This window comes from Cupriavidus sp. 01L43, from assembly GCF_056399925.1.
On sequence record NZ_JBFTSH010000007.1, the window covers coordinates 171,606 to 184,942 of the forward strand.

Annotated in this window: 13 protein-coding genes; 8 read left to right on the top strand and 5 right to left on the bottom strand. The window is 68.3% G+C overall.

From position 1 onward, the window contains the following. Nucleotides 1-12: 12 nt before the first annotated feature. The 7 genes from AC1DP9_RS14450 (at nucleotide 13) to AC1DP9_RS14480 (ending at nucleotide 7,465) form a co-directional block, all read left to right on the top strand. The gene (locus AC1DP9_RS14450; protein ID WP_454757569.1) at nucleotides 13-597 is read left to right on the top strand and encodes a TRAP transporter small permease; all 585 of its coding nucleotides are present in this window, start codon (nucleotides 13-15) and stop codon (nucleotides 595-597) included. Beyond that, nucleotides 594-1,874, top strand: a complete 1,281-nt coding sequence (locus AC1DP9_RS14455) for a TRAP transporter large permease subunit (RefSeq protein ID WP_092295681.1) — start codon at nucleotides 594-596, stop codon at nucleotides 1,872-1,874. Before AC1DP9_RS14450 ends, AC1DP9_RS14455 begins: the two co-directional genes overlap by 4 nt. 78 nt (nucleotides 1,875-1,952) lie before the next feature. After that, entirely contained in the window at nucleotides 1,953-2,822 is an 870-nt protein-coding gene (locus tag AC1DP9_RS14460) for an IclR family transcriptional regulator (RefSeq protein WP_092295678.1), read from the top strand. A 253-nt stretch (nucleotides 2,823-3,075) separates the two neighbouring features. After that, nucleotides 3,076-3,855 (top strand): enoyl-CoA hydratase/isomerase family protein, encoded by a 780-nt coding sequence (locus tag AC1DP9_RS14465; RefSeq protein ID WP_477107732.1) that lies wholly within the window; start codon nucleotides 3,076-3,078, stop codon nucleotides 3,853-3,855. Between the two features lie 51 nt (nucleotides 3,856-3,906). Continuing rightward, on the top strand, nucleotides 3,907-5,496 hold the full coding sequence (locus AC1DP9_RS14470; protein WP_477107733.1) for an AMP-binding protein: 1,590 nt from the start codon (nucleotides 3,907-3,909) through the stop codon (nucleotides 5,494-5,496). 63 nt (nucleotides 5,497-5,559) lie between these two features. Then, nucleotides 5,560-6,585 (top strand): tripartite tricarboxylate transporter substrate binding protein, encoded by a 1,026-nt coding sequence (locus AC1DP9_RS14475; RefSeq protein WP_477107734.1) that lies wholly within the window; start codon nucleotides 5,560-5,562, stop codon nucleotides 6,583-6,585. A gap of 70 nt (nucleotides 6,586-6,655) precedes the next feature. Further along, nucleotides 6,656-7,465, top strand: coding sequence for an enoyl-CoA hydratase/isomerase family protein (locus tag AC1DP9_RS14480; protein WP_477107735.1), 810 nt, complete (start codon nucleotides 6,656-6,658; stop codon nucleotides 7,463-7,465). A 14-nt stretch (nucleotides 7,466-7,479) separates the two neighbouring features. Here the strand turns inward: AC1DP9_RS14480 and AC1DP9_RS14485 are convergent, their stop codons facing one another. Then, complete coding sequence (locus tag AC1DP9_RS14485) at nucleotides 7,480-8,226, bottom strand: transporter substrate-binding domain-containing protein (protein WP_477107736.1); 747 nt, start codon at nucleotides 8,224-8,226, stop codon at nucleotides 7,480-7,482. Between the two features lie 195 nt (nucleotides 8,227-8,421). On the opposite strand from AC1DP9_RS14485, the gene AC1DP9_RS14490 reads away from it, so the two are divergent. Next, nucleotides 8,422-8,832 carry a cupin domain-containing protein gene (locus AC1DP9_RS14490; protein ID WP_477107737.1) on the top strand — a complete coding sequence of 137 codons (411 nt, stop codon included), beginning with the start codon at nucleotides 8,422-8,424 and terminating at the stop codon, nucleotides 8,830-8,832. A gap of 27 nt (nucleotides 8,833-8,859) precedes the next feature. Here the strand turns inward: AC1DP9_RS14490 and AC1DP9_RS14495 are convergent, their stop codons facing one another. The 4 genes from AC1DP9_RS14495 to AC1DP9_RS14510 all read right to left on the bottom strand — a co-directional run bounded on the left by AC1DP9_RS14495 (nucleotide 8,860) and on the right by AC1DP9_RS14510 (nucleotide 13,068). Next, the gene (locus AC1DP9_RS14495) at nucleotides 8,860-9,339 is read right to left on the bottom strand and encodes an MEKHLA domain-containing protein (RefSeq protein WP_477107738.1); all 480 of its coding nucleotides are present in this window, start codon (nucleotides 9,337-9,339) and stop codon (nucleotides 8,860-8,862) included. 58 nt (nucleotides 9,340-9,397) lie between these two features. Continuing rightward, nucleotides 9,398-9,778, bottom strand: coding sequence for a VOC family protein (locus AC1DP9_RS14500; protein WP_092295655.1), 381 nt, complete (start codon nucleotides 9,776-9,778; stop codon nucleotides 9,398-9,400). Nucleotides 9,779-9,834: 56 nt separating this feature from the next. Then, nucleotides 9,835-10,911 (bottom strand): porin, encoded by a 1,077-nt coding sequence (locus AC1DP9_RS14505; RefSeq protein ID WP_477107739.1) that lies wholly within the window; start codon nucleotides 10,909-10,911, stop codon nucleotides 9,835-9,837. Between the two features lie 333 nt (nucleotides 10,912-11,244). Next, a complete protein-coding gene (locus AC1DP9_RS14510) occupies nucleotides 11,245-13,068 on the bottom strand; it encodes a cytochrome c biogenesis protein DipZ (protein ID WP_477107740.1) in 1,824 nt (607 codons plus the stop codon). Nucleotides 13,069-13,337: the final 269 nt, after the last annotated feature.

Here is a 13,337-nt window from a genome sequence, read left to right on the forward strand (position 1 = left end):
GCGCGGGTCATCATGGGTCGCCTGATCGATGGAATCTGCCGCGTGCTGGAGGCCGGCATCGCGCTGCTGCTCGCGGTGATGGTGGTGCTGGTGTTCGGCAACGTGGTGCTGCGCTACGGCTTCAACTCGGGCATTACGGTGTCGGAGGAGGTGTCGCGCTGGATGTTCATCTGGCTCACCTTCCTGGGGGCGGTCATCGCGCTCAAGGAACGGGGGCACCTGGGGGTGGACATGCTGGTCGGCAAGCTGCCCGCCTGGGGCAAGAAGGTGTGCCTGGTGGTCAGCCAGGTGCTGATGCTCTACATCGTGGTGCTGCTGTGCAAGGGTAGCTGGGACCAGGCAGTCATCAATCTCGACGTGACGGCCCCGGTGACCGGCGCCCCGATGGCGATTGTCTACGCGGCCGGCATCGTGTTTTCGGTGCTCGCGGCCGTCATCATCGCGCTCGATCTCTGGCGCCTGCTGTCCGGCAGGCTCACCGAGGACGAGCTGGTCATGGTGCAGGAATCCGAGGAAGCGGTGCAGATGAAGCAGATTCTCGACCAGGCGGACGCGGCGGACGCCGCGGACCTCGGCAGCACCGGGAGACGCGCATGACCATCACCGTTTTTATCGGCTCGCTGCTGGGCGCCATGCTGATCGGCATGCCGATTGCCTTCGCGCTGCTGGCCAGCGGCGTGGCCCTGATGTGGCACCTGGACATGTTCGACGCCCAGATCCTGGCGCAGAACGTGATCGGCGGCGCCGACAGCTTCCCGCTGCTGGCGGTGCCGTTCTTCATGCTGGCCGGCGAGATCATGAACGTGGGCGGGCTGTCGCGCCGGATTGTCGATCTGGCGCTGGCGCTGGTCGGCCATATCAAGGGCGGGCTGGGCTACGTCACGATCATGGCCGGCTGCCTGCTCTCGGCACTCTCCGGCTCGGCCGTGGCGGACGCCGCCGCGCTGACCGCGCTGCTGCTGCCGATGATGGTCAGCGCCGGCCACAAGAAGGAAACGGCGGGCGGGCTGATTGCCGCCACGGGCGTCATCGGCCCCGTCATTCCGCCGAGCATCGGGCTGGTGATCTTCGGCGTGGCCGCCAATGTGTCGATCTCGAAGCTGTTCCTCGCCGCCATCGTGCCGGGTTTGCTGATCGGCGTGGCGCTCTGGCTCACCTGGGCCTGGCTGGCACGGCGCGAGCACCTGGAGCCGCCGCCGCGCAAGTCGCGCGCGGAGATCCTGGCGGCGTTCCGCCATGCGCTGTGGGCGCTGATGCTGCCGGTCATCATCCTGGTCGGGCTGCGCATGGGCGTGTTCACGCCCACGGAAGCCGCCGTGGTGGCGGCGGCGTATGCCCTGTTCGTGTCGATGGTGGTCTACCGCGAGCTGAGCTTCGCCCAGTTGCGCCAGATCTTCGTCACGGCGGCCAAGACCAGCGCCGTGGTCATGTTCCTGATCGCGGCGGCCATGGTCAGCGCCTGGCTGATCACCGTGGCGGACCTGCCGTCCAAGGTGGTGGACCTGCTCCAGCCCTTCATGGGCAACAAGATCCTGCTGATGGCGGCGATCATGGTGCTGGTGATGATCGTCGGCACGGCCATGGACATGACGCCGACCATCCTGATACTGACCCCGGTGCTGATGCCCGTGATCAAGGCGGCCGGCATCGATCCGGTCTACTTCGGCGTGATGTTCATCATCAACAACTCGATCGGACTGGTCACCCCGCCCGTCGGCACGGTGCTGAACGTGGTGGCCGGCGTGGGGCGCATGAAGATGGACGAGGTCACCCGGGGCGTGGTGCCGTTCATGATCGCCGAGTTCGCCATCATGTTCCTGATGGTGGTGTTCCCGGCCCTGGTRACGGTGCCCGCGAAGCTGTTCGGGGGGTGAGGCGGCGGGTGGGCGGGTGGGATCGTTACCGGACAATGCAATAATGATGTATTGCAATCCGCTAACGATTATCCTCGCATGCCAACGAACGAGCCCACCACCAAGCGAACCCGGACGAAGCGCAGCGCGGAAGCCACGCCCAGCGCGCCCGCCGCTGCCGAAGGGGCCAAGAAGGGAGACAGCGCGGGCGACGAGTCGTCGCTCTTCGTCAATTCCGTGGAGAAGGCCCTGCGCGTGCTGAGCGTGTTCGATGCACGCCGCCGCGAACTGTCGCTGACCCAGATCGCGGCGCTGGCCGAGCTGGACATGAGCGCGGCGCAGCGCTTCACCCACACGCTTACCCATCTCAATCTGCTGCGGCGCGACGCGGCGGCGAAGACCTATTCGCTGTCGCCGCGCATGCTCGACTTCGGCTACCAGTTCATCGCCGCCAACGAGCTGGTCGGGCTGGCCACGCCGTTCCTCCAGCACCTGTCGCTGGAAACCGAGGAGACGGTCAACCTGACGCTGCTCGACGGCACGGAAATCGTGTTCGTGCAGCGTTTTGTCAGCCGCCACGTGCTGACGCCCGATGTCATCGTCGGCACGCGGCTGCCAGCCTATTGCACCTCGTCCGGCCTCGCCATCCTCAGCGCGCTGCCCGATGACGAGGTGCGGGAGATCCTGGCCAAGTCCGATCTCGTGCCGTACACACAGCACACCATCTTCGCGCCGGACGCCATCCTGAAGCGGCTGGAAACCATCCGGCGCAACGGCTACGCCCATACCGAAGACGAGATGTATATCGGCGATATTGCCACCGCCGTGGTGATCGTCGGGTCCGATGGCCGGCCGCGCGGCGCGATCAATGTCGCGGTGTCGCGGGCCCGCTGGAAGGGCGCGGAAGACGAGCAGCGCGTCGCGTCGCTGCTGATTGCCGCCGGCCGCGCCATCTCCAGCCGCGCCTGAGTTCTCCCGCCTCCTCGCCCGCCTTACCCCTTCCCCTGTCATTCCCCCGCGCAGTCACTGCCCCCCGGTGACTGCGCGCCAGCTTCGCCCCCGACGTGGTCCCCCTTTTGCGTGCCGTAGCGACGCGGCACGCCCACTTTCACCCGTTTGCGCCAAATAGACGCGGGTAAACCCTTAGTCGAAAACCGGTTGCACCACCGTCGCGATGTCTTTATATTTCGATTCACTAATTTACTATTTCTATGCGATAACTATGTACCGAGACATCAAGGCAGAACGCATCGGCGCCATCGGCGTGATCACCCTCAATCGCCCGGAGCGCCTCAACGCCTGGCACACCGCCATGCGCGGCGAGATCCTGGCGGCGCTGGGCGCCTTCGCCAAGGACCCCGCTGTGGGCGCCATCGTCATGACCGGTGCCGGCGAGCGGGCTTTCTCCGCCGGCCAGGATCTCGAAGAGGCGCATGACTTCGACGCCGACCGCGCCGAAGTCTGGCTGCGTGAATGGGAAACCTTCTACGACACGCTGCGCAGCCTGCCCAAGCCGCTGGTGATGGCCCTGAACGGCACCGCCGCCGGCTCGGCGTTCCAGGTGGCGTTGCTGGGCGACATCCGCGTCGGCCACCCGGAAGTGCAGATGGGCCAGCCCGAGATCAACGCCGGCATCGCCAGCGTCACGGGACCGTGGATCATGCGCGAGATGCTCGGCCTGTCGCGCACCATCGAGCTGACGCTGACCGGCCGGATGATGGACGCGCAGGAGTGCCACGCCATCGGCCTGATCCACTATCTGGTGCCGCGCGAGGCGGTGCACGCCCGCGCCATGGAGATCGCCGCGTCGCTGGCCGGCAAGCCGCCGGTGGCCATGAAGCTCGACAAGGCCCGCCTGCAGGAAATGACCGAAGCCGGCTTCCGCGATGCCATCGAGGCCGGTATCCGCATCCACCGCGAATCCTATGCCTCGGGCGAGCCCGCGCGCATGATGGAAGCGTTCTTCGCCGAGCGCGAACGCCGCCGCGCCACCGCCGCCTGAGCCGCCCGAGTCCTTCCTGTCGATCAGATCAACGCTGTCCTGCCATCTCCCATGTCTTCGGAAACTCACATCGATATTCCCCCGGTCGCCTCGGAAACCATTTCCGCGCTGCTTGCCCGCCGCGCGCGGGAAACGCCTGACGACATCTACTGCCGCTTCCACGACGAGGTGCTGACGATTGCCGCCCTCGACCGGCGCGTGAACCAGGTGGCCAACGGCCTCGCCGCAGCCGGCCTCCAGCCGGGGGACCGCGTGGCGCTGATGCTGCCGAGCCACCCGGACCATATCGTCGCCATCCTGGCGCTGGCGCGGCTGGGGCTGGTGCGGGTCTCGGTGAACGTGCATCTGCACGGCGCCGCCCTGTCGCACCTGTTCGAGCAGTTCGAGCCGGCCGCGGTGCTGGCCGACGCGGACTATGCCGAGGCGCTCTCGCCCATCCGGCAGGACCGGCCGTCGATGTCGGTGCTGTGGCGCGGGGCAGGGCAGGGCCGGGACGACTTCGCCACCTTCGCGGCGCGCCCGGAAACGCCGCCGGCCCACGTCACCCAGCCGGACGACATCCTGGCGCTGACCCCCAGCTCCGGCACCACCGGCGCCCCGAAGGGCGTGCTGAAGTCCGACCGCACGCTGCGCGCGGGCCCGATGGGCATCCTGCGGCTGACCGGCGCGCAGGCCGGCGACGTCTTCCTGCTGTGGGAGTCGCTGCACCACGGCGCCGGGGTGGCCGTGCTGATCTCCGCGCTGATCGAGCGCACCACGCTGGCCATGGTCGATCGATTCAGCGCCTCGCAGTTCTGGGATCAGGTGCGGCGCCATGGCGTGACCCACATCCACTATCTCGGCAGCGTGGTGCCGATGCTGCTCAAGCAGCCGCCGCGTGACAACGACCGGGAGCACAAGGTGCGCGTGGCGTGGGGCGGCGGGTGTCCGCCGGAGTTGTGGAAGGCGTTCTCCGAACGCTTTGGCGTGGAGATGCGCGAGGGCTACGGCCTGAGCGAGATGATCACCTTCGTCACGGTCAATCCGGCGGGCCCGGCGGGCTCCATCGGCAAGCCGCTCGGCTACTTCGACGTGGACCTGACCGACGATGACGGGCGTACCGTGCCGGTGGGCGAGCCGGGCGAGATCGTCGTGCGCGCCAACGCGCCGGGGCTCGCCTTCCTGGGCTACTTCCGCAACCCCGAGGCCGAGGCCTCGGCCATGCGTGGCGAGTGGTTCTGCACGGGCGATCTGGCGCGGCGCGATGCGGACGGCTTCCTGACCTTCGCCGGCCGCAAGAAGGACACCGTGCGGCGGCGGGGCATCAATATTTCCGCGTGGGAGGTGGAGCGGGTGATCGCCGAGCACCCGCTGGTGGAGGAGTGCGCGCTGGTCGGCGTGCCGAGCGACCTGGGCGAGGACGAACTCAAGATCTTCATCCGCGTGCGGCAGGAGGGCGGCGGGACGCTCGACCCGCTCGCGCTGATCCAGTGGTCGGAGTCACGCATGCCGTACTTCCAGGTGCCGCGCTACGTGGCCTTTATCGACGAATTCCCGAAAACGCCCACGCAGCGCATCCAGAAGAAGCTGCTGTCCCGCGATGTGGCGGGCGTCTGGGACCTCGAACAGAGCGGCTATCGCGTCGGCAAGGCCCGCGGCTGATCTCCCCCCGGTCGGGCGAGGTTTCCCGGCCGGTGCGTCCTTTCGTCTCAGTGGAGTCTTTCCATGCTGTCAAAGTCTGGTCGCAGTACCCCGGCACGCGTCGCCACGCTGGCCACCCACATCCTCCTGGCCTGTGCGGCGGCCTGTGCTGTGGCCTTCATGGCCGCGCCGGCCACCGCGCAGGAGAAGTACCCCGAAAAACCGGTCAACCTGGTCGTTCCCTATCCCGCCGGCGGTGCCGTCGACGTGGTGGGGCGCCTGTTGGGCCAGAAGCTTGCCGAGAGCCTGGGCCGTCCCGTGGTGGTGGACAACAAGCCCGGGTTCTCCGGCAACATTGGCGCGCAGTTTGTCGCCCGGTCCGCGCCGGACGGCTACACGGTGCTGATGGCCGCGCTGACCTCCTATTCGATCAACGCCGCCCTGCTGCAGAAGGCCAACGGCTACAACCTCACCGGCGACTTCACGCCGGTGGCGATTGTCGGCAACCTGCCGATCGTGCTGCTGGTGAGCCATGACCTCCCGGCCAACAGCGTGCAGGACCTGATCCGGCTGGCCCAGGCCAAGCCCAACACGCTGGCCTTCGGGTCGTCCGGCAATGGCTCGATCGAGCACGTGGCCGGCGAGATGTTCCGCCGCCAGGCCAGCCTGGAATTGCTGCACGTGCCGTACAAGGGTGCCGCGCCGGCCGTGGCGGACCTGCTGGGCGGCCAGATTCAGATCATGTTCGCCACCGGGCCCACGGCGCTGTCCGCCATCAAGAGCGGCAAGGTGCGGGCGCTGGCGGTGGCCACGCCGCAGCGCATCGGTGCGCTGCCGGACGTGCCGACGGTGGCCGAGGCCGGGCTCAAGGACTTCGTGGTGCCGTCCACCTACGGCGTGCTGGTCCGTCAGGGCACGCCCAAGCCCATCGTCACGCGGCTCAACGCCGAGTTGCAGAAGATCCTGCAGATGCCCGACGTCAAGGCGCGCTTCGCCGCCCAGGGCATCGACGTGGTGCTGGGTAGCGCCGATGATGCCGATCACCGGCTCAAGGGCGAAGTCGCCAAATGGGCGCGCGTGATCCAGGAAACCCGCATCGCTGCACAATAGGAATAGGAATAGGAATAGGAACGGGGCGCCCCCCGGGGGGGGGCCCGCCACTTTGGACATGAATTCCGCCATGAACGCATCGAACACCCAACCCTCGGAGATCGTGACCGAGTTCCGCGACGACGGCCGCGTGGCCATCGTGACGATCAACCGCCCCCATCGGCGCAACGCCTGTGACCTCGCTGCCTGGACCGACCTGCGCGACCGCTTCCGCGCCTTCGCCGCCGAGCGGGGCGCGCTGCAACTGGTGGTGCTGACCGGTGCCGGCGGCCACTTCTGCGCGGGGGACGACATCCTCGCGTTCCGCAGCGTGCTGTCCGATCCGGTGGCCGCGGACGCCTACCGCGCGGTGATCCAGCAGGCGTACGCCGCCGTGCAGGACTGCCCGGTCCCCGTGATCGCCGCCGTGCAAGGCGCGTGCGTGGGCGGCGGCCTGAGCCTGGCCATGTGCTGCGACTTCCGCGTGGGGGATGGCAGCGTGCGGGCCGGCGTGCCGGTCGCCAAGCTGGGGTTGATGTATCCGACGATCCAGCTGGTGCGGCTGACGCACCTGATCGGGCTCAGTGCCGCCCGCCGCTGGCTCTTCTCCGGCGACTTCGTCGAGGCGGAAGAGGCCTATCAGGCCGGATTCCTCGACGCGCTATCTGCCGACGACGACCCGGTCGCCGCCGCCATGGCCTTCGGCCGTCCGATGATGGACAACGCGCCGCTCTCCATCGCCGGCATCAAGCTCCAGCTCAACGCCATCGCCGCCGGCCAACTGGACGCCGCGCGCGACGCCATTGCGGAGGCCACGCGCCGCAGCGACCAGAGCGAGGACTATCGGAACGCGGCGGCGGCCTTCGCGGAGAAGCGCAAGCCGACCTTCGTCGGCCGCTGAGGCTTGTCGATGGGTTAGCCCGCCGCCAACGGCGCCACGGTCGCGCCCTGGATGCGGTGCTTCTGCAGCGCCGCCGCCACCGCGCCGGACGCCTTGCGCTCCTCGACGAACGCCGCCAGGAAGGCCGCCGCCGCGTCGCCGCGAGACTTCGGCACGCCCATCGCCTGACGKATCACCATAAAGCGCTCGTCCARCAGGCGCAGGTTGGGCAGGCCCCGGATATCGGCCTCCAGTTGCTGGCGCACCCCGGCGGCCACGTCGAGATCCTGTTCGAGGAAGGTGCGGACCACCTCCTGCGACGACGGCGCGTACACGATCTCCGCATGCTGGAGTTCGCGGGACAGGAACAGATCGTAGGCGCTGCCCTTGCCGACCACCACCCGGGTGCCGGCGTGATCGACATCCGCGTTGGTGCGCACCGGCGAGTCGTTGTGCACGAGGTAGTAGCCCTCGATCAGCACGTAGGGCTCCGTGAAGGCGATGCTGGCGCCGCGCTTGGGGTCGATGGCGAAGAAGCCGATATCGGCCTGCTCGTTCGCCACCAGATCGACCGACTTGCCGGCGGTCTCCACCACCACCAGTTCGAGCTTCACGCCCAGCCGCTCGGCCAGCGCGCCGGCCAGGTCCACGGACACGCCGCTCGCGCCACCCGCGCCACCCGCGTCGGCGCGGTGCGCAAGAATCGGATTGCCCAGGTTGATCGAGGCACGCAGCACGCCGGTCGGGGCGAAGGCGTCTAGGAGTGGCTTGTCTACGGTCATGGGGTAGCAGTCGGAAACCTACGTTGGGGGAGGGCGCCGGCCCGCAGCGGTGCGGGCGTGGCGGACATTGTATCGCCGCGTGTCGGCGCCGGGCGTTCGTACATCGGCATACAGAACCGTTCCCGGCCCGATACATCCGCCACACACCAGCGCGATGCAATGGCGACTCTTTCCACTGCAACGCAAAGGCTTCCCATGACTTCGACCCGTACCTCCAGCCGCATCCTCGCCGCTACCGTCCTGCTGATCGGCGCCGGCCTGTTCCAGGCCGCGCACGCCCAGAACGTCGGCCTCCACCGCACGGACCTGGTGCAGAGCGACCTGAGCACGCCGGGGCGCGAAGCCGTGCAGGTGCGGGTGGACTTCGACCCGGGCGCGGTCTCGATCAAGCATGCCCATCCGGGCGAGGAAATCGCCTACGTGCTGGCGGGCGAACTCGAATACCAGCTGGAGGGCCGCGCGCCGGTGACGCTGAAGGCGGGCGAGGCGCTGTTCATCCCGGACGGCACCGCGCACGTGGCCAAGAACGTGGGGCGCGGCAAGGCCTCGGAACTGGCGACGTACGTCGTCCGGAAGGGCGTGCCGCTGGTGGCCCCGGTCAAGTAACGCTCAAGTCACGGCGGGGGCGCCTGCCTACAGGTCGCGCGTCCGGGGAATGATCACCGCCTGCCCGTGCAGCACGCCATCGGCGTCGATGAGTTGCCACAGCGTGGCTTCCTCGATCATGAAGCGCTTGCCGGTGCGCGTGATGCGCACGCCGGTGTAGCCGGTCTCGTAGCCCACGCGCTGGACGCGCGCCAGGAAGGCCTGCCGCTCCGCCTGGTTGGGCGGCTCGGCGGAGAGCCGGGACGGCAGCCGCGTGATGCCCGCCCAGTCGTACTCGAAACGCTGCTGGGCGGCCAGATTGCCGTAGACGAAGACCGGATCGGGCGCGGTGTTGTGGGCGAGCACCGCGAACGGCGCCTCCTCGTAGAGCCAGCGGGCCGCCTTGCCGGCCGGCATCGGCTCGGGCACCAGCGTGCGGCCGAGCAGCCGCTGGTAGCTATCGGCCAACAGCTGGTAGAAGGCGGTGTCGCCGGGTTCACGGGGGGAAAGAATCGAATCGGAAGACATAAGCGTGAAGCGGAAGGAAGGGAGCCAGGACAGCCATCAGGCAGCCATCAGGCAGCCATCAGGCCGGCTGGTCGATGGACTGGCCGATCCGCCACAGCACCCCGGACGGATCGTCGATCGTGAAGTCGCGCATGCCCCAGGGCCGGTCCTCCGGCGGGTTCACGCGCACGCCGTAGCGCGCGCCCAGGTCCTGGGCCACCACGTGCTGCCACCAGGCCTCCACATCCACCACCAGCAGCGACATCATCAGGTTCTCGGCGAACGGCTTCTCGTAGAAGCGCGTCAGCAGGAAGCTCGAGCGCCCCGCGTGCAGGTAGGCCATCTCGTCGCTGCCCCACGCCTCCGTAAAGCCGAGGTCGAGGTAGAAACGCTTCGACAGGTCGAAATCCTGCGCCGGCAGAAACGCCTTGATCTCGATGGTGTCCATGTTCGCGGTCATCGCGGCTCCCGGGTTTAACAGATGTAACGGATTGAGCGGGCGATGATAGCGCGGCTTCAGAAATGGTGTCGCATGCCCACCATCACGCCGATGCGGGTGGAATCGTCCACGTCCGTGGCCGGCGTACCGGCCCAGTACTCGGTCTCCCGCCCCACCGCGCCGCCGCGCGCATGCACGATATCCGCCTCCACGTAGACGCTGGTGCGCTTGGAGAGCGCGTAGTCGCCCACCAGCGCGATGCTGTCCGCGTTGCCGCCGCCCAGCCGCACCGGGGTGTCCTGGAACTGCGTGGTCACATCGCCGGACTGCTGGTAGCGGTAGTAGGCGCCCGAGACGTGGAACGCCGGCGTCAGCTGGTAGCCCAGCCCGACGAAGGAGATGGCGAAGCGCGCATCCCCAGCGGACTCGCGCCGGCCCATATGGCCGACGTAGGCGGTGGCCTTGCCGAACGCGTAGGAACCCCCCACCGAGTAGTTGCGCAGCGTGTTGGCGCCATCGTCGCTGCGGCGCTGGTCGTACGCCACGCCGAGCACCACCGGCCCCTGCTGGTACTTCACCCCGCCGCCGAGCGTGGTGCCACGCCCCATGCTGCCGGCCTGCTCGCCGGCACCGTAGTCCAGTTGGACCGAGAACGGCCCCACGGTGCGCTGGTAGACCACGCTGTTGTCGATGCGGTAGTCCTGGAAGAAGATGTCCCCGCCGATGTAGAGCGGATCGGACCAGAAATTGCCCCAGCCCTGGTCGAGCGGATCGAACGCCCAGCCGATGTTGTTGAGCGCGTTGTACTGGCGGCCGAAGGTCAGGCTGCCCCAGTCGCCGCTCAGGCCCACCCAGGCTTGCCGGCCGAACAGCGCGTTGTAGGACGCGCGGCCGTCGTCGCTGGCGAAGCCGCTTTCCACCTGGAAGATGGCGTGCTGGCCGCCGCCCAGGTCTTCATCGCCCTTCAGGCCCCAGCGGCTGCCGACCATGCCGCCCGAGACCAGCGCGGCCTGGTCGTTGTGATGACCGTCGATGTTCGACGTATAGCGCACCGCCGAGCTGACGATGCCGTACAGGGTCACGCCCGGTGCGGCGTGGGCGGCGACGGGCAGGAGCCCGGCCGCAAGCAGCCAAAGGCTGGCTGGCTTCTTCATTGCGTTGTCCTTCGGAAAACGGATCCGCCCGCGGCACACGCGCGCGTGCCCCGGGAGGGAGGGTCAGACAAACTGCCTGAGGGATTCAGTCCTGCGCGCGGTCCCGGATGGGTTCCGAATCGGTCCCGGATGGGGGGCGCAGGTCAATGACCGGGCTGCGCGCGATGGGCGGCGCAGTCCCCGGAGCGAAGGTGAAGCAGAGGGGTGTTTGCCGGGCAAATGATGCTGGGTGGGGCTGCATGCAGCGACGCCCCGGCCGGCAGAACGGGGCGTAGTTTACCGCAATCGGGAGGAAGCCCCGAAAAAGTGACGATTAACTCACGTATGCAGACATCAGCCGAAGGTGAACGCGTAAGCCTGCACGCCCGGATCGAGGAAGCGGATCTCGAACGTGTGGTCGCCGACTTCGCCCGCCTGCCGCACCAGCTGGTAGAGCCGGGTTTGCGTGACCGCGCCATTGCCGTTCTCATCGGTGTCCGCACCATGGCTGGCGCCGGGCGGCTTGCCGTCGATGGTCACCTGGAAGCGCACCGCCTGCCCATTGGCCGCCGGGCCGAGCACGAGGTGCAGGTCGCGGGCATGGAAGCGGTAGGCGATGGTGCCGTTGGCGCGGTCAAGTGTCCCTTGCTCCGCTTCCACGGTCCAGCGGCCAGACAGCCCCCAGCTATTCAGGTCCAGCTTGCCGACCGTGTAGTCGCGCGCCGCATCGGGCCGCAGGCCGCCGGGGGAGGCAAAGTTGGTGGCCTGCTGGTAGCCGACATAGGTCTCGCCCGAGCGCACATTGTTCAGGTCAGGCATGGCCTGCGCACCGCGCGCCTCCGGGGCAACCAGTCCCGTGGCCACCGACTTGTCGCCGGCCTCCGCAAGCAACGCTTGAATCACACGTTCCGAGGTCGCATAGCCACCTTCGCCGAACTGGTGATGGCGGATATTGCCGCGACCATCCACGAAATACGCCGCCGGCCAGTAGCTGTTGTCGAAGGCGCGCCAGATCTTGTAGTTGCTGTCGATGGCCACCGGGAAGCCGATGCGGAAGTCCGCCACCGCGCGGCGCACGTTCTCGGGCTGCTTCTCGAACGCGAACTCGGGCGTATGCACGCCGATCACGGTCAGGCCCTGGTCCTTGTACTTGTCAGCCCAGGCGCGCAGGTAGGGCAGGGAGCGGATGCAGTTGATGCAGGAATAGGTCCAGAAGTAGACCAGCGTGACCTTGCCCTGCAACTGCTCGCGCGTGATCGGGGCCGAGTTGAGCCATTGCACCGCGCCGTCCAGCGCGGGCAGGCGGCCTTCGACCGGCAGCGGGGGCAACGCGCCCGACACACCGCCCGGGAAGCCTACGCGGGCGTCGTTGGCGGCCAGCAGCATGCCGTTGTTGGCGTCATTGGCGTTACTGGCGTCATTGGCGTCATTGGCGTCGTTGGCGGACTGCGGCGGCATGTCGCGCGCCTTCTCCACCGCATTGAGCAGCGCCTGTTCGATGCCGGTGGTGCTGCCGGCGGACAGCCGCGCCAGCAGGCCGGTGTCCGTGCCGGTGCCGATGATCGCCACGCCAGCCAGCACCCCCACGCCCAGGCCGCGCCGCAGCCACTCGCCGGCGCCCATCGACCGCTTCATCGCCGCAAAGACCCGGCCGCCGATGCCCAGCGCCACGGCCAGCGAGCTGGCGGCGCCCGCCGCGTAGGCGGCCAGCAGCAGCGAGGTTTGCACGCTGGCGCCGTTGAGCGCCGCGCCGGTCAGCACCAGCCCAAGGATCGGGCCGGCGCAGGGCGCCCAGAGCATGCCGGTCGCCACGCCGAGCAGCAGCGAGCGCCACACCGTGGAGGTGTCGCCATCGCCGGCCAGCCGGTTGCCGAGCGCCACCACGGGGCGGGCCAGCCGGTCCGCCAGCGCGGGCAGCAGCAGGCTCGCACCGAAAATCGTCAGCAGGACCAGCGCGGCGTAGCGTCCCACCTGATTGGCCTGCACGACCCAGGCGCCGCCCACCGACGCCAGCGTGGCCACGGCGGCGAAGGTCAGCGCCATGCCGGCCAGCATCGGCAGCGTGCTGCGCACAAAGGGCTGGCCGGCGCGTGCGAACACGAACGGCAGCACCGGCAGGATGCACGGGCTCAGGATGGTGAGGGCGCCACCTATATAGGCAAGTATCAGCAGGGTCATGATTGGCATCCGGTAAGGAAGTTTGGCTTGCCTCGATCAGACCCGCTGCGCATATCGCCGATGTGTCGCCAGCGCGGCTGGGCGTATGCCACTGTGGCGAGGCCGTCGCCAGATACAGAGTGATACATGGCGGTGGCCGGCGGGCTCGCCAATCGGCCCGGTTGCGTCCGATTTGCCCGGTCTGGGTCCGATTCGGGTCCGATCTGGTCTCCTCCGGCTCCGATCCGGCCCCATCCGTCACCCGAATCCCGCCGATCGCGGTCTGCCTC

Excerpts from the sequence above, each read along its gene's own strand:
- AC1DP9_RS14450 (WP_454757569.1), top strand. The coding sequence starts at position 13 with ATGGGTCGCCTGATCGATGGAATCTGCCGCGTGCTGGAGGCCGGCATC.
- AC1DP9_RS14460 (WP_092295678.1), top strand. The coding sequence starts at position 1,953 with ATGCCAACGAACGAGCCCACCACCAAGCGAACCCGGACGAAGCGCAGC.
- AC1DP9_RS14465 (WP_477107732.1), top strand. The coding sequence starts at position 3,076 with ATGTACCGAGACATCAAGGCAGAACGCATCGGCGCCATCGGCGTGATC.
- AC1DP9_RS14470 (WP_477107733.1), top strand. The coding sequence starts at position 3,907 with ATGTCTTCGGAAACTCACATCGATATTCCCCCGGTCGCCTCGGAAACC.
- AC1DP9_RS14475 (WP_477107734.1), top strand. The coding sequence starts at position 5,560 with ATGCTGTCAAAGTCTGGTCGCAGTACCCCGGCACGCGTCGCCACGCTG.
- AC1DP9_RS14480 (WP_477107735.1), top strand. The coding sequence starts at position 6,656 with ATGAACGCATCGAACACCCAACCCTCGGAGATCGTGACCGAGTTCCGC.
- AC1DP9_RS14490 (WP_477107737.1), top strand. The coding sequence starts at position 8,422 with ATGACTTCGACCCGTACCTCCAGCCGCATCCTCGCCGCTACCGTCCTG.
- AC1DP9_RS14495 (WP_477107738.1), bottom strand. The coding sequence starts at position 9,339 with ATGTCTTCCGATTCGATTCTTTCCCCCCGTGAACCCGGCGACACCGCC.
- AC1DP9_RS14500 (WP_092295655.1), bottom strand. The coding sequence starts at position 9,778 with ATGACCGCGAACATGGACACCATCGAGATCAAGGCGTTTCTGCCGGCG.
- AC1DP9_RS14505 (WP_477107739.1), bottom strand. The coding sequence starts at position 10,911 with ATGAAGAAGCCAGCCAGCCTTTGGCTGCTTGCGGCCGGGCTCCTGCCC.
- AC1DP9_RS14510 (WP_477107740.1), bottom strand. The coding sequence starts at position 13,068 with ATGACCCTGCTGATACTTGCCTATATAGGTGGCGCCCTCACCATCCTG.